We start from the raw sequence: 24,317 nt of genomic DNA, 5'->3' as shown, positions 1-24,317 counted from the left end.
ATCATGCCGCATTACGAACGCATCCTGATCACCGGCGCGGCCGGCCGCCTCGGTTCGGAACTGCGAAAGGGGCTGGTGCCGCTGGCAAAAACGATCCGCCTGGCCGGCCGCGAACCGTTCGGCGATCTTGCTCCACACGAGGAAGAAGCGGTCTTCGACCTCGCCGATATGGAGGCGACGTTTGCCGCCACCAAGGATTGCGATGCGATCGTGCATTTCGGCGGCGCACCACTCGAATGCGAATGGCAAACCATCCTGGATTCCAGCATCCGCGGCTCCTATCACATCTACGAGGGCGCCCGGAAACACGGGGTGAAACGAGTCATCTATGCCTCCTCCGTGCATGCCGTCGGCTATCACGAGGTCGAGGCGCATATCGGCGTCGACGCGCCGGTGCGTCCCGACAGCCTCTATGGCGTGTCGAAGAACTTCGTCGAGAGCCTGAGCCGGCTTTACTGGGACAAGTTCGGCATCGAGACGGCGTGCCTGCGCATCTTTTCGTCCTTCCCCGAACCGGCGGACCGTCGCATGCTGTGGTCATACCTCTCCTTCGCCGATTGTGTGCGTCTGGTCGAGGCAGCTCTCACCGCGCCGCGCGTCGGCCATACGATCTCCTTCGGCCTTTCCGACAACAAGGTGAAAACGGTCGACAACAGCGGCGCCAACCATCTGGGGTTTTCTCCGCAGGATAGTGCCGAGCCGTTCCGCGCAGCGGTCGAGGCGAAGACGCAGATTCCGGATCCCAAGGCGCCATCGGTGAAGTATCTGGGCGGGTGGTTCTGCGAGCTTGGCCATCCGGACGACAAACAGGCGTAGCTGCCAATCCGCTCGATGGCACAGAGCGGAAGCCGAGATGCGGCAGGCGACGGATTCACGCGTGGTGGCGGAGATCGAGGAGGTTGTCGGCGGCGCCGGCTTCGATGTGCCACGCCGACCACGGTCATGGATCAGATCTGGCAGCGGTACCTGCAGACGATGCCGGACTTCCCCCAAGCGTTCATCCACCTTGGGCGTCGAAGACTTAGGCATTTACGTGCTGAGCGTCTTCTCGTCGCACATGTTTCACGCCGCCCACCAGATGGGCCCCCTGAAATATTGACGGTTGCCGGTCGTCATCGGTTTTGGGATTCTCATCTGATCTGGTAGTGGGATCCAAATCACAGGAGATGGCATGCCGAACGATGTAATCGTGCGCGACAGCAATGGCGCTCAATTGAATGACGGTGATTCCGTAACGCTGATCAAAGACCTCAAAGTCAAAGGCACTTCGGAGACGATCAAGCGCGGCACGTTGGTGAAGGCCATCCGCCTGAACGGCAATCCCGGCGAGATCGAATGCAACACCAAGCAAGTGAAAGGCCTGGTGCTCAAGACCGAGTTCGTGAAGAAGGCGTGAGCCTCAAGGCGGCAAGCGATCTCGATGGCTCCTTCGGGATTTTGGAGAGCCTGCCGTCGCCAAGCGGGCTGCGGAGCCGTTGAGCGTCCGGCACGCGATCGTTGCGCTGCGAATTGATAACTTCGCCGACCAGGCACAATCAAAGTCCCAAGCTGGAACCTCCGGCCTCATTGCGCGTTTCACGGCGTCCCGTTCGCGGACCCGCCCGGATATCTCTCCAACCGCGCGAAAAACCAGGAGCCCGCTTCATGCACGACAAGCTGTTTCATTCACCGGTCGCACTGTCGGTCGGCCTCGGCTTCAAGCGCGAGATTGCCTCGCTGGCCGAAATGCACGATTTCCTCACCAATTGGACGACCTCCCGCCGCGGCCCGCTTTACCGAAACGCGGTGGAGACATGTGATCTGGCCGTTCCAGGTTATGTGAGCGTCGAGCAGGCGCGCCGGGCGTTGCTCGAATTCGCGCAAGCCGCCGGCATCCTGTGGCCGGACCTCGAGCCGGTGGCGGGCGTGCACGCCGTTGCGCGTGGCTATGGCGGCTACGCCGCCTGAAGATTGATGTTCTCCGTGGCGGCTAAAGCCACACCACCATAGAAAGCCCGGCTGGCCCTCAGCCGGGCTTTCGCGTTCCGGCAGCTCGCAAGGAAATCGCAATCCTGTAGCCGTGTGTCTTGGGCGACAATCCCTGCGTGGAGTGTCGGGAAGAGCCCGAGCAAAAATCTTTATGAAATTCCTATTTCTTTCCACTGCGCCCCGTCTCGAACCTTTATGGCGATCGGGTCCATATTCCTTTTAGAAAATACAACCGGCTCCGTCGCCAAAGGTGCGACGGGACACTTTCGAGATATTGCGAACTCTCTTGTCAAATTCGCAAAGTACAAAAGAACAAAAGGAATAAACACAATGGATATGGCCGTTATCGGAATCGGAATTTTGTTCTTTGCCCTTTGTTTCGCCTACATAAAAGCTTGTGACGCGCTCTAGAGCGAGGCTGAAAAAATGATCGTCGACTATATTCTCGGTGGCGGCGTTACGCTGTTCCTGCTCGCCTACCTGACATACGCCCTCGTTCGTCCAGAACGCTTCTGAAGGCACGGAAAGCCACACCCATGACACTGAACGGTTGGATACAGATCCTGGTCTATTGCGGGATCGTCGTTTTGCTGGTGAAGCCGCTCGGCAGCTACATGCACCGCGTCTTCAACGGCGACCGCACGCTGCTTTCGCCGGTCCTTCGCCCGCTTGAGCGTGGGCTTTATCGTATTTGCGGAACCAGCGAACGCGAGGAACAGCACTGGACCACCTACGCGGTCGCCCTGCTGCTCTTCAATCTCGCCGGCTTCCTGGTGCTTTATGCGCTGCAGCGTCTGCAGGGCGGCCTGCCTTACAACCCTGCCGGCATGACAGCGGTTGAACCAGGGTTGGCCTTCAACACCGCCGCCAGCTTCATGACCAACACCAACTGGCAGAACTATGGTGGCGAGAGCACGATGTCCTATCTCGTGCAGATGGCCGGGCTGACGGTGCAGAACTTCGTTTCGGCGGCCACCGGCATTGCCATCGCCATTGCGCTGATCCGCGGCTTTGCCCGGGCGTCCGGCAAGTCGATCGGCAATTTCTGGGTCGATATGACCCGCTCCACACTCTATCTGCTGCTGCCGTTCTGCATCGTGCTGACGCTGGTCTATGTCTGGCTCGGCATGCCGCAGACGCTCGGCGCCTACGTCAACGCCACGACGCTGGAAGGCGCGCAGCAGACCATCGCCGTCGGCCCGGTCGCTTCGCAGGTGGCCATCAAGATGCTCGGCACCAATGGCGGCGGTTTCTTCAACGCCAATGCCGCGCACCCGTTCGAGAACCCCGACGCGATCTCCAACCTGATCCAGATGGTGTCGATCTTCGCCATCGGCGCCGCCTTGACCAATGTCTTCGGCCGCATGATCGGCAACCAACGCCAGGGCTGGGCGATCCTCTCGGCCATGGGCGTCATGTTCATCGCCGGTGTCGCCATCTGCTACTGGGCGGAAGCCGCCGGCAACCCGCTGGTGCATGCGCTGGGCATCGACGGCGGCAACATGGAGGGCAAGGAGAGCCGCTTCGGCATCGCCCTGTCGGCGCTGTTTGCCGTCATCACCACGGCCGCTTCCTGCGGCGCCGTCAACGCCATGCACGGCTCGTTCACCGCGCTCGGCGGCATGATCCCGATCATCAACATGCAGCTTGGCGAAGTTATCGTCGGCGGTGTCGGCGCCGGTCTCTACGGCATCCTGATGTACATCGTCGTCGCCGTCTTCGTCGCCGGCCTGATGGTCGGCCGCACGCCCGAATATCTGGGCAAGAAGATCGAGGCCAAGGAGGTCAAGATGGCTATGCTGGCCATACTGTGCCTGCCGCTGGCGATGCTGATCTTCACGGCCATCGCCGTCGTGCTGCCGACCGGCGTGGCGTCGATGGGCAATGCCGGCCCGCACGGCTTCTCCGAGGTTCTGTATGCCTACACTTCGGCGGCGGCCAACAACGGTTCGGCCTTTGGCGGCCTCAGCGGCAACACGCCCTGGTACAACATCACGATCGGCATCGGCATGCTGATGGGCCGCTTCCTGGTCATCATCCCGGCGCTGGCCATTGCCGGCTCGCTGGTGGCGAAGAAAACGGTTCCGGCTTCCGCCGGCACCTTCCCGACCGATGGCCCTCTGTTCGTCGGGCTGCTGGTCGGCGTCATCCTGATCGTCGGTGGCCTCACCTTCTTCCCGGCGCTCGCCGTCGGGCCGATCATCGAGCACCTGGCGATGGTTCACGGGCAGACCTTCTGAGACCGTCATGTCCTGGTTCAATGCCATGCGCCGCAAGGTCGGCCACAGGGACGATCACCGAAAGGAGGAGAGACCTCCTCCTTTCCCGACCCTGTCGACGTTTCTCGGCCTTGCGGCAGTCATGCTCGTCCTCTGGCTGCTGGCCTACGGGCCGCCGCATTTCCTTTCGGCATCCAATCATCGGGTGCCGTCCAACAACACCGAAGCCGGAGCTTCAAAATGAGCAACTCGAAATCAGCAAGCATCATGGATGCACGCATCCTGGTTCCCGCCCTTGGCGGCGCCTTCCGCAAGCTCGATCCGCGCACGCTGGCCAGGAACCCGGTGATGTTCGTCGTTGCCGTCGTCTCGGCGCTCACCACGGTGCTGTTCGTGAAGGACCTGGTCACCGGAGGCGGCAATCTCGGCTTTACGCTGCAGATCATCATCTGGCTTTGGTTCACCGTGCTGTTCGCCAACTTCGCCGAAGCGGTCGCAGAAGGCCGCGGAAAGGCGCAGGCGGATTCGCTGCGCAAGGCACGCACCGAGACCCAGGCCAAGCTCTTGACCGGTGAGGACCGCACCAAATACAAACTCGTGCCCGGCACCAGCCTCAAGGTCGGCGATGCCGTCCTGGTCGAGGCCGGCGACATCATCCCGTCGGACGGCGAAGTGGTCGAGGGCGTCGCGTCGGTCAATGAGGCGGCGATAACAGGCGAATCGGCGCCGGTCATCCGCGAATCCGGTGGCGACCGTTCGGCGGTCACCGGTGGCACCCAGGTGCTGTCAGACTGGGTCCGCGTCCGCATCACCGCCGCCTCCGGCCATACCTTCCTCGACCGCATGATCTCGCTGGTCGAAGGTGCCGAGCGCCAGAAGACGCCGAACGAGATCGCGCTCAACATCCTGCTCGTCGGCATGACGCTGATCTTCGTGCTGGCCACCGCGACGATCCCGAGTTTTGCCTCCTACTCGGGCGGCTATATCTCGGTGACCGTTCTGGTGGCGCTGTTCGTCACCTTGATCCCGACCACGATCGGCGCGCTGCTTTCGGCCATCGGCATCGCCGGTATGGACCGTCTGGTGCGATTCAACGTGCTGGCCATGTCGGGCCGCGCCGTGGAAGCCGCAGGCGACGTCGACACGCTGCTGCTCGACAAGACCGGCACGATCACACTCGGCAACCGCCAGGCGACGCAGTTTCGCCCGGTCAAGGGCGTCACCGAACAGGAACTGGCCGACGCGGCTCAGCTAGCCTCGCTCGCCGACGAGACGCCGGAAGGCCGCTCCATCGTCGTGCTGGCCAAGGAGAAATACGCCATCCGCGCCCGCGACATGGCAACGCTGCACGCCACTTTCGTGCCCTTCACAGCGCAGACCCGTATGAGCGGCGTCGACATCGATGGTTCGTCGGTGCGCAAGGGCGCCGTCGATTCCGTGCTTGCCCATGTCAACCAGTCGGCAGCTGCCGCCCATGGCACGCGCCCAAGCAGCGAATCCATCCGCGATCTCCAGTCCATCGCCGACGAGATCGCCAAGTCCGGCGGCACGCCGCTGGCGGTCGAACGCGACGGGCGCCTGCTCGGCGTCGTCCACCTCAAGGACATCGTCAAGGGCGGCATCAGCGAGCGTTTCACCGAACTGCGCCGCATGGGCATCCGCACGGTGATGATCACCGGTGACAACCCGATGACGGCGGCGGCGATCGCCGCGGAAGCCGGCGTCGACGACTTCCTCGCGCAGGCCACACCGGAGGACAAGCTGAAGCTGATCCGCGACGAACAGGCCAAGGGCAAGCTGGTGGCCATGTGCGGCGACGGCACCAACGATGCACCCGCCCTTGCACAAGCCGATGTCGGCGTCGCCATGAACACCGGCACGGTTGCCGCCCGCGAGGCCGGCAACATGATCGATCTCGACAGCGATCCGACCAAGCTCATCGAGATCGTCGAGATCGGCAAGGCGCTCTTGATGACGCGGGGTTCGCTGACGACCTTCTCGATCGCCAACGACGTGGCCAAGTATTTCGCCATCATTCCGGCGATGTTCGCCGTCTTCTACGTCGCACCGGGACAGACGACCGGCCCGCTGCAGGCACTCAACGTCATGCATCTGGCGACGCCGCAAAGCGCCATCCTGTCGGCCATCATCTTCAACGCACTGATCATCATCGCGCTGATCCCGCTGTCGCTGAAGGGCGTCAAATATCGCGCCATCGGCGCCGGCGCGCTGCTCAGCCGCAATCTTCTCGTCTACGGCCTCGGCGGCCTCATCGTGCCTTTCGTAGGCATCAAGGCGATCGACATGATCGTCACCGCGCTTGGCCTTGCTTAAGGAATTACGCTCATGTTCAAACAGATAAGACCCGCGATCATCATGATCGTCTTCTTCACGGTCCTGACCGGCCTGATCTATCCCTTGGGCATGACCGGCATCGCCCAGGCGATCTTCCCGCGCCAGGCCAATGGCAGCCTGATCGAGAAGGATGGCAAGGTTATCGGCTCCGAGCTGATCGGCCAGGGCTTTGCCAGCGACAAGTATTTCCATGGCCGCCCCTCGGCCGCCGGCGACGGCTACAACGCCGCCGCCTCGAGCGGCAGCAATCTCGGCCCGACCAATCCCAAGCTGATCGACCGCATCAAGGGCGACGCGGAAAGACTGAAGGCGGAGAATCCGAACCAGCCCGTCCCGATGGACCTGGTGACGACGTCCGGCAGTGGCCTCGATCCCGATATCAGTCCCGAAGCAGCCTACTTCCAGGCCGCCAGGGTGGCCAAGGCCAGGGGGATCGATGAAGCCAAGGTCAAGGCGCTTGTCGATGCCCAAGTCGAGGGCAGGGAGCTTGGCTTCATGGGCGAACCGGTGGTCAATGTGCTCGGTCTCAACCTTGCGCTGGACGCCGCGAAACAGTGAATGGTGCGGGCCGGGGATCGACAGTATCCCCGGCGCCATCCATGATCGATCCCGATGCCGGACGACAGAAGCAACGACGCCAGACCTTCTCCCGACGCACTGCTTGACCATGCCGAGCGGGAAGGTCGCGGCCGGCTGCGGATATTCCTGGGTGCCGCTCCCGGCGTAGGCAAGACCTACGAGATGCTGATGTCGGGCCGCGCCAGGCTGACCGACGGCGTGGATGTGGTGATCGGTGTCGTCGAGACGCATGGGCGCAAGGAGACACTGGCCCTGGTCGAGGGTTATGAGGTCATTCCCCGCCGCAAGGTCGACTACAAGGGGCGCATCCTCGACGAGATGGATATCGACGCCATCCTCGCCCGGCGCCCGGCGCTGGTTCTCGTCGACGAACTCGCCCACACAAATGCGCCTGGCAGCCGGCACCCCAAGCGCTATCTCGATGTCCAGGAAATCCTGACGCACGGTATCGACGTCTACACGACGCTCAACATCCAGCATGTCGAAAGCCTGAACGACGTCGTCGCCCAGATCACCAAGGTCAGGGTTCGCGAGACAGTCCCCGATTCCATCATCGACCAGGCCGACGATGTCGAGATCATCGATCTCACCCCCGACGACCTGATCAAGCGGCTTGAGGAAGGCAAGGTCTATTTCCCCAACACCGCGCAGCGCGCGATCGAGAACTATTTCTCGCCGGGCAATCTGACGGCGCTCAGGGAACTGGCGCTGCGGCGCACCGCGCAGCGCGTCGACGACCAGTTGCTGATCCATATGCAGGCCCACGCCATTCCCGGACCGTGGGCCGCGGGGGAAAGGGTTCTCGTCTGCGTTGACGCGCGTCCGGGCGGGGCGGCGCGTATTCGCTATGCGCGCAGGCTGGCAGACCGGCTCCGTGCCCCGTGGACGGCGCTGCATGTCGACAGCCCTCGCTCGGCCAGCATGCCCGAAGCGGACAAGGATCGGCTGGCTACGAACCTGCGGCTTGCCGAACAGCTCGGCGCCGAGGTGACCACCATTCCCGGTCAGAACATCGCGCAGGACATTGTTCGCCATGCGACGGCGAACAATTTCACCCATATCGTGGTCGGCAGGCCGACCCGGTCGCGCTGGCGGGAATTGATCGAAGGCTCGCTCACCTACGATCTCATCCGCAATGCCGGCGACATCAGCGTCCATGTCATTTCAGGAACCGAACGCAATGCCGAGGTGACGTCGAGGAGCGTCAAGGCGGCGGACGAGCAGTGGCAGTTCGAGATCTGGCCCTATCTCAGGGCCACGGCCTTTGTCATCGGTTCGCTCGCCTTCGCCGTCGTTCTCGACCAGTTTCTCGACGTTCGCAACCTGGCGATCATTCTTCTCATCGGCGTACTGGCATCGGCGGTAACCGGCGGTCTGTGGCCGGCTCTGTACGCTTGTTTCGCCAGCGCCCTTGCTTTCAATTATTTCTTCCTGGAGCCTCGCTATACGCTGACGATCCGGGATCCGGAGAGCATCGTCGCGCTCGGAGTCTTTCTCGTCGTTGCGGTCATCGCCAGCAATCTGACGGCGCGCGTGCAGCGCCAGGCCGTCGCCGCCCGCTCGCGGGCGCGGGCCACGGAAGACATCTACCTCTTTTCAAAGAAGCTCGCCGGCGCCGGCACGCTCGACGACGTCCTTTGGGCCACGGCCTTCCAGATCGCCTCGATGCTGAAGCTGCGGGTGGTGCTGCTTTTGCCGGAAGACGGGACCATCACCGTCAAGGCCGGCTATCCGCCCGACGACACGCTGGCCGAGGCCGACATCGCCGCCGCCCGCTGGGCCTGGGAGCACAATCGTGCCGCGGGTCGCGGCGCCGACACGCTTCCGGGCGCCAAGCGCCTCTATTTGCCCTTGCGGACGGGGCGCACGGCCATCGGGGTCGTCGGCCTGGACAACGACAAGCAGGGTCCGCTGCTGACGCCCGAGCAGCAGCGGCTGCTTGACGCACTGGCCGACCAGGCGGCGGTCGCCATCGAGCGTATTCAGTTGGTTGCCGACGTCGACCGCGCCAAGCTCGCGGCCGAGGCGGACAGGCTGCGCTCGGCGCTGCTCACCTCCATTTCCCATGACCTGAAAACGCCGCTCGCCGCCATCATGGGCGCGGCCGGCACGCTGCGGGATTTTTCAGCAGCGCTTCCCGAACCGGACCGGGCCGAACTGCTGTCGACGGTGCTCGACGAATCCGAGCGGTTGAACCGCTTCATCGCCAATCTGCTCGACATGACCAAGATCGAGTCCGGCGCGATGGAGCCGAACTACGCCTTTCACTATGTCGGCGACATCGTCGGCTCCGCCTTGCAAAGGGCCAGGAAAATCATTGGCGAGCACAAGATCGAGACCGACATCCCCAGGGATTTGCCGATGTTGAAGGTCGACCCGGTGCTGTTCGAGCAAGCGTTGTTCAATCTTCTCGACAATGCGGCGAAATATGCCCCGGCAAGCTCGACGATTCGCATGCAGGGTTGGACCGACAATGGCTCCGTCCTGCTGCAAATCATGGATGAAGGGCCAGGCATTCCTCCCGGCGATCTGGAACGGATTTTCGACACGTTCTATCGAGTGCGCAAGGGCGACCAGATCCGCGCCGGTACGGGGCTCGGCCTGTCGATCTGCCGCGGCTTCGTCGAAGCGATGGGTGGCACCATCATGGCGGCAAACCGGACCGACGGTTCGGGCGCGGTGTTCACCATCAAAATGCCCAGGCCGGCAAATCCGCCCAATTTCGACACTTCGAATACCGACGACCACGACGTGGGTGACCTGGCATGACAAACTCGAACGTCAGGATATTGGTTGTCGATGACGAGCCGCCGATCCGCAAGCTGCTGCGCGTCGGGCTCGGCAGCCAAGGTTATGCGGTCAGCGAGGCGCCGAACGCGAAGGTGGCGATCGAGCTGATGGAGGCGGAGAAGCCGGACCTCGTCCTGCTCGACCTTGGGCTGCCCCGCATGAGCGGTCATGAGTTGCTGCGCAAATGGCGCGACGATGGTCTCGACATTCCAGTGGTCATCCTGTCCAGCCGAACCGACGAGGCCGGCATCGTCCAGGCCCTGGAACTCGGCGCCGACGACTATGTCACCAAACCTTTCGGCATGAACGAGCTGGTGGCGCGCATTCGCGTGGCGCTCCGCCACAAGTTCCAGCAACAGGGCGAGAAGCCGATTTTCCAGACCGGCGATCTCAGCGTCGACCTGGTCAAGCGCATCGTCAAGGTCGAGGGCAAGGAGGTAAAGCTGTCGCCGAAGGAATACGACATCCTGCGCATGCTGGTGCAGCACGCCGGCAAGGTGCTGACCCATCATTTCCTTTTGAAGCAGGTCTGGGGCGATTCGACCGATGTGCAGTATCTCAGGGTCTATGTCCGGCAGCTCAGGCAAAAGATCGAGAAGAGCCCCGACCAGCCGCGCTACATCACCACCGAGACCGGCGTCGGCTACCGCCTGCGCGAGGCCGAATGAGCAGGCCAGGTTTTAGCCGATAGCTTCCCGTGGCTGGCCAAGCGGTCTGGAAATCCGCAAAGCCGCGAGGCAGCCGACAATGCCGAGCGGCACGAAGGCAAGAAACAGCCACGACGCTACGTTCGCCGCCGCGTCGTGGTTCAGACCCTGCGAAAAGCCGCTGGCGTTGGCGACGATGCCGGCAAGGGCGGCGCCCACGGCATAGCCGATGCGCTGCATGGTCGGTACCGCCGCCGAGGCGATGGTCTGCTCGCCCTCCGGGGCGGAGGCGACGATGACGCGCGTCAGGAACGGCCAGGCGATGCCGAAGCCGCCGCCCTGCAACAGGGCACATATCAGGATCAGCGGGATGGAGCCCAGGGGTATCGCATACGCAAAGCCGGCGATGCCGGCCGCGATCATCACCGCGCCGCCGACGATGATCAGCCGCTCGCGCTGCGGCGGCGCGTTGGCGACCAGGATCGACAGGATCGACCAGGCTATCGATTCGGCGGCGATGATGTAGCCGGTCGTCAATAGCGGAATGTCGTGAAGGCTGGTCAGCAACAGCGGTCCGTAGACGCCGAAGGAACAGGTCGCCACCGAAAAGGCGGCAACCATGGTCATGCCGGCGCCGACCGGCGTGCGCCATGAGAACAGCCGCGCCGGGAACAGCCGCGAACGCGGCTTCAGCGCGTCGATGGTGAAGAACAGCACCAGGCCGATGAGTCCGAGGGCCATCAGCAGCGAAGAGCGCAGCAAGGCGATGTCGACGCCGGCCGAGGCGATCAGCACCACGGCGACGGCAAGGCAGCCAAGGGCCGCGAACGGGAAGGGCGGCGCCTTGCCCGTGCTCGTCTTGGGTTTCGTCGCCTGCGGCGTGTCGAGCACGAGGAAGCTTGCCAGCGCCATGGCGGCGCCGCCGAGTGTGAAGATGCCGAAGGCCCAGCGCCATGACAACAGCTCGGTCATGATCGCGCCGAGCAATGGTCCGCTGAAGGCGGCGACGCCCCAGATCGCCGACATGATGCCGAAAAGCTGCGGCCAGATGGCGCGCGAGAACAGTCGTTCGACCGAGACGAAGGCCAGCGACACCAGCGCACCGCCGCCAAGTCCTTCGATCAGGCGGCCGGCGAGGAACAGTTGCATGGAAGGCGAGGTGGCGCATATTAGCGCGCCTGTTGCGTAGAGCAGCGCGGCGACCACCATGTTGGTGCGCAAGGGGACATAACTCACCAGTCGTCCGGCGGCCGCGCCGGCAACGATGGCGCCGAGTTCGTAGATCGCCAGCGACCAGCCGACGAGCTGTACGCCCGCCAGTTCGCCGACCATGGCCGGCATCACTGTTGCCACCATCGTTTCGTTGGTGGCGTGCAGCAGGATGCCGAGGCTGATGAAGCAGAAGCGCGCCAGGTCGCCGCTTGCCCACAGTACGCGCCAGTCGACCCTGTTTGTGCTGATCCCGGTCATTTCCCCCCCGTCTTGCATATCTCGACGCCAGCGCAGGACGCCAGAAGCCAGTACGGGTTTCCGGCAGGACCATGCGAATCGACAGCGCTGGATCGAGGCGTTGTTGCGCTCGGGGCAGGCTTGTAAAACCTCAACCGGGGTTGAGCTCAAGCGGTTTTTTGAGGGCCGTTCGCGCGGATGCCCCTTCCGTTGGCGGGCTTCGTTGCGCGATCAATTCTCGGTGCTGCGCAGCTGGAATTGGCTGACGCCGATCGCGAGGTTCATGCCGGTCTGCGTCTGCAAGCTGAGCGGCTGCAAGGTGAAGGCCTGAGAGGAGCCGCCGACCAGCAGATTGGCGCCGGCGCCGACGGCGGCCGTCACCTCCGCGCTGGCGCCGATATAGTCGCCGGCCAGCGCACCCGGCGCATAGATGTTCTTCAGCGGCGTCAGCACGATCCACTGCATGACCGTCTGCTTCGTCGTGCCGATGTCGAGGCCGTATTTGTTGACGGCGCCGAAATAGGCTTCCGGCGCGAAGCTTTTGTCGGCGGGGTTGAAGGTGCAGCTCAGATGCTTGCTCGAGCCGAAGATGAAGCCGGTGCCGCCGCCTATGGCGCAGTCAAGCGTACCGACTTCCATGCCTCGGTCCTGCGCCTGCACCGCTCCGGATAGCGTGGTGAACATGGCGGCAGCTATGGCTGTCTTCAGCATGATGGTTCCTCCCCCAAATCAAACGGCGCGAAACCATCCTATCTGGTTCCGCGCCGCGGGGTGAGGGGTCATGGAGCGCACGGCTCCATGCAATCACTTGAATGAGTGGATCAGCTGGAGCGAGGTCACGGCCACGGCAAGGTTGACGCCGGTCTGCGCCTGGACGCTGAGCGGCTCCAGCATGACGGCGCTGTCCAGGCCGCCAACCAGCAGATTGGCGCCGCCGCCGGTCACCACGCTCGCCTCGGCGTTGACACCGTAGTAGCTGCCGGCGAGATCGCCTCCGTCACGATCCCGGGTCGCGGCCAGCACGGCCCAGACGAGCTGGCCCTGATGCGTCTGGCCGACATCGAGGCCGATCTTGGAGATGACGCCTGTGTAAATCTCGGACGGCCCGTGATGATGAGGCCGGAAGACACAGGACACGCCCTTGTTGGAAGCGACGATATAAGCGGTGCCGCCGTCGATGGTGCAATCGAGCGTGCCGAGTTGCAGCTTGCCGGCGCTGGCCGGAGCCACCGCGAACATCGTCGTGGCGAGGGCAGCGGCGCAGGCGAGTTTCTTGATCATGGGAGGGTCCTTTCGCAAAATACTTTCAACAACGGCTTGGGTGGGTAGACCGTTCCGCTGAAAACTTGGCGCGATCAAGGCAGGGGCCGAAAGCCTCCTGCCTGAGTTAATGCCAGGTTGCGAAGTGCGTCCTTTAGGACACGCAAAGGATCCCGCGGCACTTGGATGTCACGCGGATTTGTATGGGAAGCCGAAACCGAGATCAGCTGACGCGGGCGAGGCCATCCTTGGCCGGCTGGTAGGTAGGGTCGAGGCGAACGGCTTCCTTATAGGATTTCGCGGCCTTCGCCTTGTCGCCCCGCCGCTCATAGATCAGCGCCTGGTTGGACCAGGCCTCGGCATTCCTGCCGTCGAGCTTGATCGCCATGTTGAAATCGGAAAAGGCGTTGTCCTCGTCGTTGGTCGCCAGATAGGAGAGGCCGCGGCCGTTGTAGGGCTCGGCGGCGTCCGGCGCCAGCGAGATGGCGGTCGAGAAGTCCTCGATGGCGAATCTGTGCTGGCCCTGGCTCTGATAGATCAGGCCTCGATTGTGGTAGGCGCGCGCGTCGGTCGTATCGAGCTGGATTGCCTTCTGGAAGTCGTTGAAGGCGTCCTGGGTGCGACCCGCCTTGCGGTAGAGATTGCCGCGGCCGATATAGGCGGCGTCGTAGTTGCCGTTGATCTGGATCGAACGGTTGTAGTCCGCGAGCGCGGCTTCCTGATTGCCGAGGAAGCGCTGGATGAGCGCGCGGTTCGAATAGGCCTGGAAGAAATTCGGGTTGAGCTGGATGGCTTGATTGAAATCCTTGAGCGCCGCCTGGTACTGACCGCCACGGCCATAGGCCGAGCCGCGCACATTGTAGCCTTCGGGATCCTGGGGATTGCGCTGGATGACCGCCGACAGCGAGGAAATGTTCTCGCTCGACCCTTGCGCCTTGTCGATGTTGTTGAATTCACCGGTCGGGCCCGCCGTTTGGCAGCCGGCAAGCGCCAGTCCGGAGAGCAGGGCCGCTGTCAGGGCGAAACCACGCAATGCGGTCCCGCGCTCCACGCTTGTTGCGTTCATGTCTGCCCTGTCCTCACTTCAAGCCGCGTCGCTCAGGTCCGGCTCCCCTTCCGGACCGGTCACATCAAAACAAAAAGGTGGCGGCGATTCTACATCGCGCCACCTCTGATATCCTTCGAAAAGGACGAAAAATTGGCGTTAGAACCGCGGCGGACGCGGAGCGCCACCTGCACCGCCGGCGGCGCCAGCAGCGACCGGGCGCGGCGTCATCGGCAGCAGGCCTTCGCGCTGGGCGCGCTTGCGGGCCAGCTTGCGGGCGCGGCGGACGGCTTCAGCCTTTTCACGGGCGCGCTTCTCGGACGGCTTTTCGTAGTGACCGCGCATCTTCATTTCGCGGAAAATGCCTTCGCGCTGCATCTTCTTCTTGAGAGCGCGAAGCGCCTGATCAACGTTATTGTCGCGGACGAGTACCTGCACGGGCAATCCTGTCTTTCGGGTTTGATATCAACAGGCAAGCGGCCATAGCCACTAGCCTCCGCGGCAGTTTACACCACGAATTGGGGCGGCTGATAGCAGAATCATGCCGCGCTGTCCACAGCGGAAATGATTTTGCGGGGCCAGCCGCCGTCTGTTTGCCCTGGGACAAGTGTGCCACTTGCCCATGAGATAAGGAGCCGACTAGGCCGTCGCGAGGTGCAGCAGCTCGAAATCCTCGAAGAACTCGCCGTAGTCGCAGGTGATCTCCTCGCCCACGGCGATGTCGCGGGTCGCGGTGGCTCCGCCATATTGCGAAAAATCCGTATTCGGATTGCTGGAATGGTTCATGAAGCGGCCATTGTCGACTTCATAGACCATGAAACCCGGCCGGTCCGGGCTCGGATAGGCATAGCGGTCGAGCAGTTCCCTGAGATGCGGGGGTGCCGTCTGGTATTTGTCCATGGGGATCAGCCGGTCGAAATCCGGATCGAGCCGCCAGATCGAAGCGCCTTTCCCGATCGGCTCCGCGGCGAACACGCCGACGCCTTCGATCGCGCTCGCAGTCACATAGGTTCTGATCAGCATCATGGTTCCAGACCCGCTTTTAGACAGGAACGGAATCGCCAAATCGCGGCGAAAAATCAAGAGCGGCCGTTTGCCTGGCGGCTATGAACATGCATCCCGCCGCTGGAATCTTCACGTCCGGTTGATCGACACGCCGCCATCGGCAAACAGAGCCGCTCCGGTGGTGAAGCCCGAGGCGTCGGAGGCGAGATAGAGTGCCGAGCGGGCGATCTCCTCCGGCATCGCGATACGCTTCAAAGCATGCAGGCCTTCGACGAAGGCTCGTGATTCCGGGGTCTTGAAAGTTGCCGCCGGCGTGTCTGTGCCGCCGGGCAGCAGCGCGTTGACCCGCACGCCTTTCGGGCCGTATTCGGCGGCAAGCACCTGTGTCAGTCCGATCAGGCCGGCCTTGCTTGCGGCATAGCTGGTCATGCCTGGCATGCCCACGGTGTGGCCGACGAAGCTGGAGGTGAAGATCAGCGAACCACCGCCACGCTCGATCATTGCCGGCACCTGGTATTTGGCGCCGAGAAACGCGCTGGTGAGATTGGTGTCGAGCGTCTCGCGCCAGCCTTCCAGCGGCAGGTCCGAAATCGGTCCCATCCGGCCGACGGCGCCGGCATTGTTGAAGGCGATGTCGAGCCCACCGAACTTTTCGACCGCCAGATCGACAAGGGCCTTTGCATAGGCTTCGTCCCTGACATCGCCGGCAAGCGCGATGGCCGCGCCATCATTGTCTTCTATCTCGGCGACAAGCGCATCGAGCTCGGCCTGGCGGCGGGCGGCGACGATGACCTTGGCGCCTTCCTCGGCAAAGAGTTTTGCCGAAGCCCGGCCGATGCCGGAACTGGCGCCGGTGACGATGGCGATCTTGTTGGCGAGTGCGAACATTTTTGCATCCTTTCTTCGCGCCGGCCTGACCGGCAGTTGGGATGCTTGGTCGCAGATCGAGGCAAGGCGAGCCACCCGATACGTGCCAAGATGCTGGAAAGCGCCGACGCACCGGATGCGTCTTTTCCGCCACGGCGCAAAACGGCAAGCGCCGTCGCAAACAGCGCAAGGGTGGAAGCGCTGTTTCGCTAGTGATACACCTCGCGCGCCGGGACCGAATGAACGCCGGCCGCCATTCGCGAAGCCTTTTTGGGGCGAGGTTGGGACGTTGAAGAAATATTCGGTATTCGCCATCGCCCGTGAAGCCATGCGCGGTCACAAGGGCTGGGAGGAACAGTGGTCCTCGCCTGAGCCCAGGAAAGAATACGACGTCATCATCGTCGGCGCCGGCGGCCATGGGCTGGCCACCGCCTATTACCTCGCCACCGTGCACGGCATCACCAATGTCGCGGTGCTGGAAAAGGGCTGGCTCGGCGGCGGCAACACCGGCCGCAACACCACCATCATCCGTTCCAACTATCTCTATGACGAGAGCGCCGGCATCTACGACCACGCGCTGAAGCTGTGGGATGGCTTGAGCCAGGAACTCAACTACAACGTCATGTATTCGGCGCGCGGCGTCATGATGCTCGCCCACAATGTGCACGACGTCCAGGTGCTGAAGCGCCACGTGCACGCCAACCGGCTGAACGGCATCGACAATGAATGGCTGACGCCGGAGCAGGCGAAGGAATTCTGCCCACCGCTCAACACCTCCAAGGATGCGCGCTATCCGGTGGTCGGTGCGTCGCTGCAGCGGCGCGGCGGCACGGCCCGTCATGATGCCGTTGCCTGGGGCTATGCGCGCGGCGCCTCGGCGCGCGGCGTCCACATCATCCAGAATTGCGAGGTCACCGGGGTCAAGCGGGCGGCCAATGGCGCGGTGATGGGCGTTGACACGACGCGCGGCTTCATCGGCGCCAAGAAGGTCGGCGTCGTTGCCGCCGGCCATTCCTCCGTCATCATGAACATGGCAGGCGTGCGCATGCCGCTGGAAAGTTATCCGCTGCAGGCGCTGGTGTCGGAACCGGTCAAGCCGGTGGTGCCCTGCGTGGTGATGTCGAACACGGTGCACGCCTATATCTCGCAGTCCGACAAGGGCGAGCTGGTGATCGGCGCCGGCACCGACCAGTATGTCTCCTATTCGCAGACCGGCGGCTTGCACATATTGCAGCATACGCTCGACGCCATCTGCGAGATGTTCCCGATCTTCACGCGCATGAAGATGCTGCGCTCGTGGGGCGGCATTGTCGACGTCACGCCCGACCGCTCGCCGATCCTGGCCAAGACGCCGGTGCCGGGCCTCTATGTCAATTGCGGTTGGGGCACGGGCGGCTTCAAGGCGACGCCGGGTTCGGGCCATGTCTTTGCCCACACCATCGCCAAAGACGATCCGCATCCGATCAACGCGCCCTTCACCATCGAACGCTTCCGCACCGGACGGCTCATCGACGAGGCGGCGGCGGCGGCGGTGGCGCACTGATGATGGCTGAGATGGCTGTCGCGATGCCGCTGATGCTGGCGGGGGAGCAAGTGCTGGCGGGAGAACGGGGCATGTTCCATTTTCCCTCGCCGGATGACGTGCGCACGCAGCCGATCAGCCGTGCCGGCAACGAAGCCGGCTGGCCGTTTTCGGTCGATGACGGCACGTTGGCCTGCGTCTGGAGCGGCGGCCAGAGGGTGGTGATGTTCTTCGAGGGACGACCCGAAGGGCTCGAAGAAGACGAGACATTCCAGCCGCGTCAAGTCATCGTCACAACCGATCCGATGCAGCTCACCCTCGGCAACATGGCGTCCCGCGATCTGTTTCGTCCCGCTGCAAGCGTGGAAGAGCGCATCCGGCTCGTCGCACCGTTCGCGACCCTGGGACAGAAGCTTTGCGATCAACCGGCGGGCGCCCGCGTCGGCCACGGCGAATTGTAGGAACGAACCAAATGCTTCTCATCCGCTGCCCCTATTGCGAGGAAGAGCGTCCGGAACTCGAGTTCCGCAACGCCGGCGAGGCCCACATCGCGCGCTCGGCCAATATGGCCGGCGAGAGCGACGACGATTTTGAAAAGTTCTTCTTCATCCGCTCCAACCCCAAGGGCATCATTTATGAGCGCTGGCGGCACATGCATGGCTGTGCGCGCTTCTTCAATGCCGTACGCGACACCGTCACCGACAAATTCGTCATGACCTACAAGGCCGGCGAGCCGAAGCCGTCGAAGCTGCCGGGAGTTGCCAAATGAGCGGCGCGTTCCGCATTCCCGGCGCTGGCCGCTTCAGCCAAGCCAAGACCGCGCGGTTCAGCTTCGATGGCCGGTCCTATGCCGGCATCGAGGGCGACACGCTGGCCTCGGCGCTGCTCGCCAATGGCGTCCATCTCGTCGGCCGTTCGTTCAAGTACCACCGTCCGCGCGGCATCCTGTCGGCGGGCGCCGAGGAGCCGAACGCCCTGGTCGAAATCAAGCGCGACGCGGCACGCAAGACGCCGAACGTGCGGGCGACCGTGCAGGAGCTCTATGACGGGCTTGATGGGCAGTCGCAGAACCGCTGGCCGTCACTGTCCTTCGACCTCGGTGCGGTCAGCGATATCGCCTCGCCGCTGCTTTCGGCCGGCTTCTACTACAAGACCTTCATGTGGCCGAAAGCGGCGTGGAAGAGGCTCTACGAGCCAAAGATCCGCGCCGCAGCCGGTCTTGGCGTTTCCCCGGACCAGCCGGATCCCGACCATTATTCATCGCGCTATGCGCATTGCGACGTGCTGGTGCTGGGCGGCGGTGCGGCAGGCATCGCGGCAGCGCTTGCGGCGGCTGAGACCGGCGTGCGCGTCATCCTCGCCGACGAGCAGGCCGAGTTCGGCGGCAGCCTGCGTTTCGAGAGCGGCGCGAAAATCGACGGCCAGGACGGTTTTGCCTGGGCGCAAGCTGCCGTGGCGAAGCTCGCCGCAATGGACAATGTCCGCGTGCTGTCGCGAACGACGGCGTTCGGCTACTATGCGCAGAATTTTGTGGGGCTGGTCGAGCGTGTCAGCGAGCATCTGAGGACCCCCGGCCACGATCTGGCGCGCGAGCGGCTGTGGCAGGTCCGGGCCAAGCGCGTGGTGCTGGCCTCGGGCGCGATCGAGCGTCACATGGTGTTTGCCGACAATGACCGGCCGGGCATCATGCTGGCGGGTGCCGCGCGCACCTATCTCAACCACTATGGCGTCGCGGTCGGCAGGAATGTCGGCGTCTACACCGCCAATGATTCTGCTTACGCGGCGGCGATCGACCTGAAGAAGGCCGGCGTCAACGTGGCGGCGATCGTCGATCTGCGCGAAAATCCGACCGGACCGGTGATCGACGAGGCGAGGGCGCTCGGCATCGAGATCAATTTCGGCCGCGCGGTGCTCCGCGCTGGCGGTAAGCTCAGGGTGTCGTCGATGACCGTGCAGCCGAAGAATGGCGGCGGCGAACGCACCATCGCGGTCGATGCGATCCTGATGTCGGCCGGCTGGACGCCGTCGGTGCATCTGTTCTCGCAGTCGCGCGGCAAGGTCGCCTTCAACGACGAGACCAAGCGCTTCGTGCCGGGCACCTATGCGCAGGACTGCGTCTCGGTGGGCGCCTGCAACGGCACCGACGGGCTGTCGGCGACGGTGGACGAGGCCTATGCGGCGGGTGCCAAGGCGGCCAAGGATGCTGGTGCCAAAACTGCCAAGGGCAACAAGCCGAAAGTCGATGCGTCGGAGAGCTGGTCGCGCGGTATGTTGGGCGCGGCGCCCGGCGCCGGGCCGGACACGACGGTGAAGGCGTTTGTCGATTTCCAGAACGACGTCACCGCCAAGGATATCCGCCAGGCGGTGCACGAAGGCATGCGCTCGATCGAGCACGTCAAGCGCTTCACCACCAACGGCATGGCGACCGACCAGGGCAAGACCTCCAACATGCACGGCCTGGCGATTGCCGCCGAGACGCTGGGAAAGCCGATCCCGGAGGTCGGCCTGACCACGTTCCGTGCGCCCTATACGCCGGTCACCTTCGGCGCGATCGTCAGCCATGCGCGCGGTCCGCTGTTCGACCCGACGCGCAGAACCGCGATCCATCCCTGGGCCGAGGCGCAAGGTGCCGTGTTCGAGGATGTCGGCCAGTGGAAGCGCGCCTGGTATTTCCCCAAGGCGGGCGAGGACATGCATGCCGCGGTCGACCGCGAATGCGTCGCGGTGCGCAAGACGGCGGGCCTATTCGATGCCTCTACGCTGGGCAAGATCGAGGTGGTTGGGCCGGATGCGGCCAAGTTCATGGAACTGCTCTACACCAACCCATGGGAGAAGCTGGAACCCGGCCGCTGCCGCTACGGCATCATGCTGCGCGAGGACGGCTTCATCTATGACGACGGCGTCGTCGGCAGGCTGGCCCCCGACCGTTTCCACGTGACGACGACGACCGGCGGCGCGCCGCGCGTCATGAACCACATGGAGGATTATCTCCAGACCGAGTTCCCGCATCTCAATGTCTGGCTGACCTCGATCACCGAGCAGTGGGCTGTTATCGCCGTGCAGGGGCCCAAGTCGCGCGACATCATCGCGCCACTGGTCGAAGGCATCGACATGTCCGACGAGGCGCTGCCGCATATGTCGGTGCGTGAAGGCAAGATCTGCGGCGTGCCGACGCGGTTGTTTCGCATGTCGTTCACCGGCGAGCGCGGCTTCGAGGTCAATGTGCCGGCCGACTATGGCCAGGCGGTCTGGGAAGCCCTGTGGGCCGAGGGCCAGAAGCATGGTGCGGCCGCCTACGGCACCGAGGCGATGCACGTGCTGCGCGCCGAAAAAGGCTACATCATCGTCGGCCAGGACACGGATGGCACGGTAACGCCGAACGACGCCGGGCTCGACTGGGCGGTCGGCAAGAAGAAGACCGACTTCGTCGGTATCCGCGGCCTGACGCGGCCGGATCTGGTCGCCAAGGGCCGCAAGCAGCTGGTCGGCCTCAAGACCAGGGATCCCAAAGTGGTGCTGGAAGAAGGCGCGCAGATCGTCGAGGATCCGAAGCAGGCGATCCCGATGAAGATGATCGGTCATGTCAGCTCGAGCTATTGGTCGGAAAATTGCGGCCGCTCGATCGCATTGGCGCTGGTCGCCGGCGGCCGCGACCGGATGGGCGAGACCCTCTATGTGCCGATGCCGAATGGGGTGATCGAAGTGGAGGTTACCGGCATGGTATTCTTCGACGAGACGGGAGGGCGCCTCAATGGCTAAGGCCGCTGCAAGGAAGACGGCTCCGGCCGCATCGCCTTCGGTCGAACGCCGTCCGGCGCTGGCTGGGCGCAGCACCACTGCCGCCGCCGTCAAGGTCGAGGTGCTGCCGTCGGCCGAGCGCGTTTCACTGCGTGCGCCGGAGGCTTCGGCCGCAGCGCTTTCGAAGGCGCTCGGCGTGACCTTGCCGAACAAGCCGAAAACCTCTGCCGCGAAGGGCGGGCGCACCGTCTTGTGGCTCGGTCCCGACGAATGGCTTGTGATCGATGAGGCCGGCAACGATCCGCTCGCCGATTGCGCCAAAGTATCCGCGCTGCATTCGGCGGTCGGCGTCTCGCATCGCAACATCGCGATATCGGTGACGGGCACTGGGGCAGCGGCGACGATCAATGCTGGCTGCCCGCAGGACCTGTCGCTCGACGCCTTCCCGGTGGGCGCAGCGTCGCGCACCATCTTGGGCAAGACCGAGATCGTGCTGCTGCGCACAGCCGCCGATGCCTTCCGGGTCGAATGCTGGCGTTCCTTCTCGGACTATGTCTTTACTTTCCTGTCCGAGGGATCGCGCGACGCGGCGGTCTGAACTCGGAACGTTTTGCAGGGCACGCTCGTTCTGCATCCGCACGCCGAGGGAGAATGCCGATGCCGTCGAATTCCCCACCGAAGTCGCCGGTCATAAAGACATCGGCCGTCCGCTCGCTCGAACATGAGCGGCATGAAGCCCCGAGCGCCGAAGAGGAACTCGAGGAAGGCCTCGAAGACACGTTCCCGGCCAGTGATCCGATATCCATTACCGGAACCGCTATCCCCGGCGCACCGGCGAAACCGGGCAAGGCCAAGACCGTGCCGGGACGCAAGAAGCGCAAGACGTAGTATTCCATCGGGCCAGGCGGCATCGGCACCTTCTCAATCCCTTTTGACATGCTATTTAAAGCGCTTTGGGAGATGAAAATGCCGACAAAAGCGATCGTTTGGGGCGAGAATGTCCACGAGCAGACCAATGAAGCCGTGCGCGACCTCTATCCCTTGGGCATGCATGGCACCATTGCCGCCGCCCTCAACCAGGACAAGGGCATCGAGGCGACCACCGCCACCTTGCAGGAGCCCGAGCACGGCCTGAGCGAAAAGCGCCTGGCGGCCACCGACGTGCTTTTGTGGTGGGGCCACGCGGCGCATGGCGAGGTCAAGGACGAGATCGTCGAGCGGGTGCAGAAGCGGGTGTGGGAAGGGATGGGCTTGATCGTGCTTCATTCCGGCCACTACTCGAAGATATTCAAGCGGCTGATGGGCACGCCCTGTTCGCTGAAATGGCGCGAGGCGGGCGAGCGCGAGCGCGTCTGGGCGATCAACCGCGGCCACCCGATCGCGCAAGGCATCGGCGAGTGCCTGGAGATCGGCGAGACCGAAATGTATGGCGAGCCCTTCGCCGTGCCGGAGCCGCTGGAGACGGTGTTCGTCTCCTGGTACGAGGGTGGCGAGGTGTTCCGGTCCGGGCTGACCTACCAGCGCGGCGCGGGACGGATCTTCTACTTCTCGCCCGGCCACGAGACCTATCCGATCTATCACAATGAGGGCGTGCAGCAGGTGCTGCGCAACGCCGTGCACTGGGCGCACAACCCGGCGCCGGCATGGTCCGGCATCACCAATGCGCCGAACGTGCCGACGGATGCGGCCAAGGAGAAGATCGTGCAGAAGGGGCTGCGCCTGCATGCCGACGGCGACAAGGGCCTGAGTTGATTCGGGCCTGAGCTGATTGGGGTGTGAGGTGGCTGGGGGCCTGAACTGATGCATCGAATTCTTCTGCTCGGCACCGGCGGTATCGCCGGGCATCATGTCGAGGAGTTTGCCGGGATCCCGGGCTGCAGCATCGTCGCTTGCGTCGACCAGGTGCCTGGCCGCGCGGCGGCGTTTGCCGCCGTCAGCAAGATCGGCGAATCTTTCGAGAGCCTGGAGGCGGCGATCGCCTGGGGTCAGTTCGATGCCGCCATCAACGCGACGCCGGATGGTGCGCATATGGCAACGACGCTGGCGCTGCTTGCCCAGGGAAAGCATGTGTTTTGCGAAAAGCCGCTGGCGCCGAACCACGCCGACGCGCTTGATATGACCGAAGCGGCCGAGGCTGCAGGGGTGGTCAACATGGTCAACCTGACCTATCGCAACTCACCGGCGATCCATGAAGCGCGGCGCATGGTGCTGGCCGGCGAGATCGGCGTGTTGCGCCATGTCGAGGCAAGCTACCGGCAAAGCTGGCTGGTCAGCCAGTCGTGGGGCGACTGGCGGGTCGAGGACAAATGGCTCTGGCGCTTGTCGAGCCGGCACGGTTCGACCGGTGTGCTGGGCGATGTCGGCATCCATATCCTGGACTTCGCTACCTATGGCGCCGGCCAGGATATCGTCAGCCTGCATGCCGATCTGGTGACGTTTCCGAAGGCCGAGGGCGAGCGCATCGGCGACTATGTGCTGGACGCCAATGACAGCGTGGCAATGACGGCGCGGCTCAGTTCCGGTGCGCTCGCTACGATCGTGGCGAGCCGCTACATGACCGGCCACGCCAACGATCTGTCGCTGGCCCTGCACGGCACCAAGGGCGCCATCAGGGTCGAAACCGACGGCAAGGCATCGAACCTGTCGGCCTGTCTCGGCGGCGATGTCGATCTTCAGCGCTGGCAGATCTTGGCGCTGCCCAGTGTCAAGCGCAATGCGCGACGCTTTGCCGATGCGCTGGATACAGGCCGGAATGGCGATCCGTCGTTCCGGCGTGCCGCGGACATGCAAAAGCTGATCGACGCGGCCTTCGAGAGTTCAGCGGCGAAGCTGCCGGTTTCGGTCGGCTGAAGCTGGCCGGCTTGTGCCGGCCA

The 24,317-nt window shown here is 63.7% G+C and carries 25 protein-coding genes; 18 read left to right on the top strand and 7 right to left on the bottom strand.

Annotated elements, in window-relative coordinates; all coding sequences use genetic code 11:
- The first annotated feature begins 3 nt into the window (after positions 1–3).
- From EOB80_RS20980 to EOB80_RS20930, 10 genes are all read left to right on the top strand, one after another.
- Positions 4–816, top strand: coding sequence for an NAD(P)-dependent oxidoreductase (locus tag EOB80_RS20980; RefSeq protein ID WP_127329451.1), 813 nt, complete (start codon positions 4–6; stop codon positions 814–816).
- Positions 817–1,171: 355 nt separating this feature from the next.
- Complete coding sequence (locus tag EOB80_RS20975; protein WP_013529641.1) at positions 1,172–1,396, top strand: alkylphosphonate utilization protein; 225 nt, start codon at positions 1,172–1,174, stop codon at positions 1,394–1,396.
- 248 nt (positions 1,397–1,644) lie between these two features.
- The gene (locus tag EOB80_RS20970; RefSeq protein ID WP_127269540.1) at positions 1,645–1,947 is read left to right on the top strand and encodes a DUF982 domain-containing protein; all 303 of its coding nucleotides are present in this window, start codon (positions 1,645–1,647) and stop codon (positions 1,945–1,947) included.
- 447 nt (positions 1,948–2,394) lie between these two features.
- On the top strand, positions 2,395–2,484 hold the full coding sequence (locus tag EOB80_RS20960) for a K(+)-transporting ATPase subunit F (protein WP_032808122.1): 90 nt from the start codon (positions 2,395–2,397) through the stop codon (positions 2,482–2,484).
- 20 nt (positions 2,485–2,504) lie between these two features.
- Complete coding sequence (gene kdpA, locus EOB80_RS20955; RefSeq protein WP_127329449.1) at positions 2,505–4,208, top strand: potassium-transporting ATPase subunit KdpA; 1,704 nt, start codon at positions 2,505–2,507, stop codon at positions 4,206–4,208.
- Positions 4,209–4,233: 25 nt separating this feature from the next.
- Positions 4,234–4,431 (top strand): hypothetical protein, encoded by a 198-nt coding sequence (locus EOB80_RS20950; RefSeq protein WP_245466407.1) that lies wholly within the window; start codon positions 4,234–4,236, stop codon positions 4,429–4,431.
- Positions 4,428–6,521 (top strand): potassium-transporting ATPase subunit KdpB, encoded by a 2,094-nt coding sequence (kdpB, locus tag EOB80_RS20945; protein ID WP_127329447.1) that lies wholly within the window; start codon positions 4,428–4,430, stop codon positions 6,519–6,521. Before EOB80_RS20950 ends, kdpB begins: the two co-directional genes overlap by 4 nt.
- 12 nt (positions 6,522–6,533) lie before the next feature.
- Positions 6,534–7,100 carry a potassium-transporting ATPase subunit KdpC gene (gene kdpC, locus EOB80_RS20940; protein WP_127321033.1) on the top strand — a complete coding sequence of 189 codons (567 nt, stop codon included), beginning with the start codon at positions 6,534–6,536 and terminating at the stop codon, positions 7,098–7,100.
- A 54-nt stretch (positions 7,101–7,154) separates the two neighbouring features.
- Complete coding sequence (locus EOB80_RS20935; RefSeq protein ID WP_127329445.1) at positions 7,155–9,890, top strand: sensor histidine kinase KdpD; 2,736 nt, start codon at positions 7,155–7,157, stop codon at positions 9,888–9,890.
- The gene (locus EOB80_RS20930; protein ID WP_127329443.1) at positions 9,887–10,579 is read left to right on the top strand and encodes a response regulator transcription factor; all 693 of its coding nucleotides are present in this window, start codon (positions 9,887–9,889) and stop codon (positions 10,577–10,579) included. The genes EOB80_RS20935 and EOB80_RS20930 overlap by 4 nt, the downstream gene beginning before the upstream one ends.
- Before the next feature lie 12 nt (positions 10,580–10,591).
- Here the strand turns inward: EOB80_RS20930 and EOB80_RS20925 are convergent, their stop codons facing one another.
- From EOB80_RS20925 to EOB80_RS20895, 7 genes are all read right to left on the bottom strand, one after another.
- Positions 10,592–12,028 carry an MFS transporter gene (locus EOB80_RS20925; protein ID WP_127329441.1) on the bottom strand — a complete coding sequence of 479 codons (1,437 nt, stop codon included), beginning with the start codon at positions 12,026–12,028 and terminating at the stop codon, positions 10,592–10,594.
- A gap of 210 nt (positions 12,029–12,238) precedes the next feature.
- A complete protein-coding gene (locus EOB80_RS20920) occupies positions 12,239–12,718 on the bottom strand; it encodes a DUF992 domain-containing protein (RefSeq protein WP_127329439.1) in 480 nt (159 codons plus the stop codon).
- Between the two features lie 93 nt (positions 12,719–12,811).
- Complete coding sequence (locus EOB80_RS20915) at positions 12,812–13,288, bottom strand: DUF992 domain-containing protein (protein WP_127290636.1); 477 nt, start codon at positions 13,286–13,288, stop codon at positions 12,812–12,814.
- Positions 13,289–13,490: 202 nt separating this feature from the next.
- Complete coding sequence (locus tag EOB80_RS20910) at positions 13,491–14,333, bottom strand: tetratricopeptide repeat protein (RefSeq protein WP_127329437.1); 843 nt, start codon at positions 14,331–14,333, stop codon at positions 13,491–13,493.
- Positions 14,334–14,471: 138 nt separating this feature from the next.
- Complete coding sequence (rpsU, locus tag EOB80_RS20905) at positions 14,472–14,750, bottom strand: 30S ribosomal protein S21 (protein ID WP_023810129.1); 279 nt, start codon at positions 14,748–14,750, stop codon at positions 14,472–14,474.
- A 201-nt stretch (positions 14,751–14,951) separates the two neighbouring features.
- On the bottom strand, positions 14,952–15,338 hold the full coding sequence (locus EOB80_RS20900; RefSeq protein ID WP_127329435.1) for an SET domain-containing protein-lysine N-methyltransferase: 387 nt from the start codon (positions 15,336–15,338) through the stop codon (positions 14,952–14,954).
- A gap of 108 nt (positions 15,339–15,446) precedes the next feature.
- Positions 15,447–16,205, bottom strand: a complete 759-nt coding sequence (locus EOB80_RS20895) for an SDR family oxidoreductase (protein ID WP_127329433.1) — start codon at positions 16,203–16,205, stop codon at positions 15,447–15,449.
- A 268-nt stretch (positions 16,206–16,473) separates the two neighbouring features.
- On the opposite strand from EOB80_RS20895, the gene EOB80_RS20890 reads away from it, so the two are divergent.
- From EOB80_RS20890 to EOB80_RS20855, 8 genes are all read left to right on the top strand, one after another.
- Positions 16,474–17,727: a sarcosine oxidase subunit beta gene (locus EOB80_RS20890; RefSeq protein ID WP_127321970.1), complete on the top strand. Its 1,254-nt coding sequence runs from the start codon at positions 16,474–16,476 to the stop codon at positions 17,725–17,727.
- Entirely contained in the window at positions 17,727–18,167 is a 441-nt protein-coding gene (locus EOB80_RS20885; protein WP_127329431.1) for a hypothetical protein, read from the top strand. Before EOB80_RS20890 ends, EOB80_RS20885 begins: the two co-directional genes overlap by 1 nt.
- Positions 18,168–18,178: 11 nt before the next feature.
- Positions 18,179–18,475: a sarcosine oxidase subunit delta gene (locus EOB80_RS20880; protein ID WP_023770558.1), complete on the top strand. Its 297-nt coding sequence runs from the start codon at positions 18,179–18,181 to the stop codon at positions 18,473–18,475.
- Complete coding sequence (locus EOB80_RS20875; RefSeq protein WP_127329429.1) at positions 18,472–21,465, top strand: sarcosine oxidase subunit alpha; 2,994 nt, start codon at positions 18,472–18,474, stop codon at positions 21,463–21,465. Before EOB80_RS20880 ends, EOB80_RS20875 begins: the two co-directional genes overlap by 4 nt.
- On the top strand, positions 21,458–22,042 hold the full coding sequence (locus tag EOB80_RS20870) for a sarcosine oxidase subunit gamma (RefSeq protein ID WP_127329427.1): 585 nt from the start codon (positions 21,458–21,460) through the stop codon (positions 22,040–22,042). Before EOB80_RS20875 ends, EOB80_RS20870 begins: the two co-directional genes overlap by 8 nt.
- Before the next feature lie 59 nt (positions 22,043–22,101).
- Positions 22,102–22,332, top strand: coding sequence for a hypothetical protein (locus EOB80_RS20865; RefSeq protein WP_127329425.1), 231 nt, complete (start codon positions 22,102–22,104; stop codon positions 22,330–22,332).
- 78 nt (positions 22,333–22,410) lie between these two features.
- Complete coding sequence (locus EOB80_RS20860; RefSeq protein ID WP_127329423.1) at positions 22,411–23,196, top strand: ThuA domain-containing protein; 786 nt, start codon at positions 22,411–22,413, stop codon at positions 23,194–23,196.
- A gap of 48 nt (positions 23,197–23,244) precedes the next feature.
- On the top strand, positions 23,245–24,294 hold the full coding sequence (locus EOB80_RS20855) for a Gfo/Idh/MocA family oxidoreductase (RefSeq protein WP_127329421.1): 1,050 nt from the start codon (positions 23,245–23,247) through the stop codon (positions 24,292–24,294).
- Positions 24,295–24,317: the final 23 nt, after the last annotated feature.

The sequence above is a fragment of the Mesorhizobium sp. M7A.F.Ca.MR.245.00.0.0 genome (genome assembly GCF_003997415.1).
Lineage (GTDB): Bacteria > Pseudomonadota > Alphaproteobacteria > Rhizobiales > Rhizobiaceae > Mesorhizobium.
Note: the sequence above shows the minus strand (reverse complement) of the source record. Positions and strands in the feature narration are given on the sequence as shown.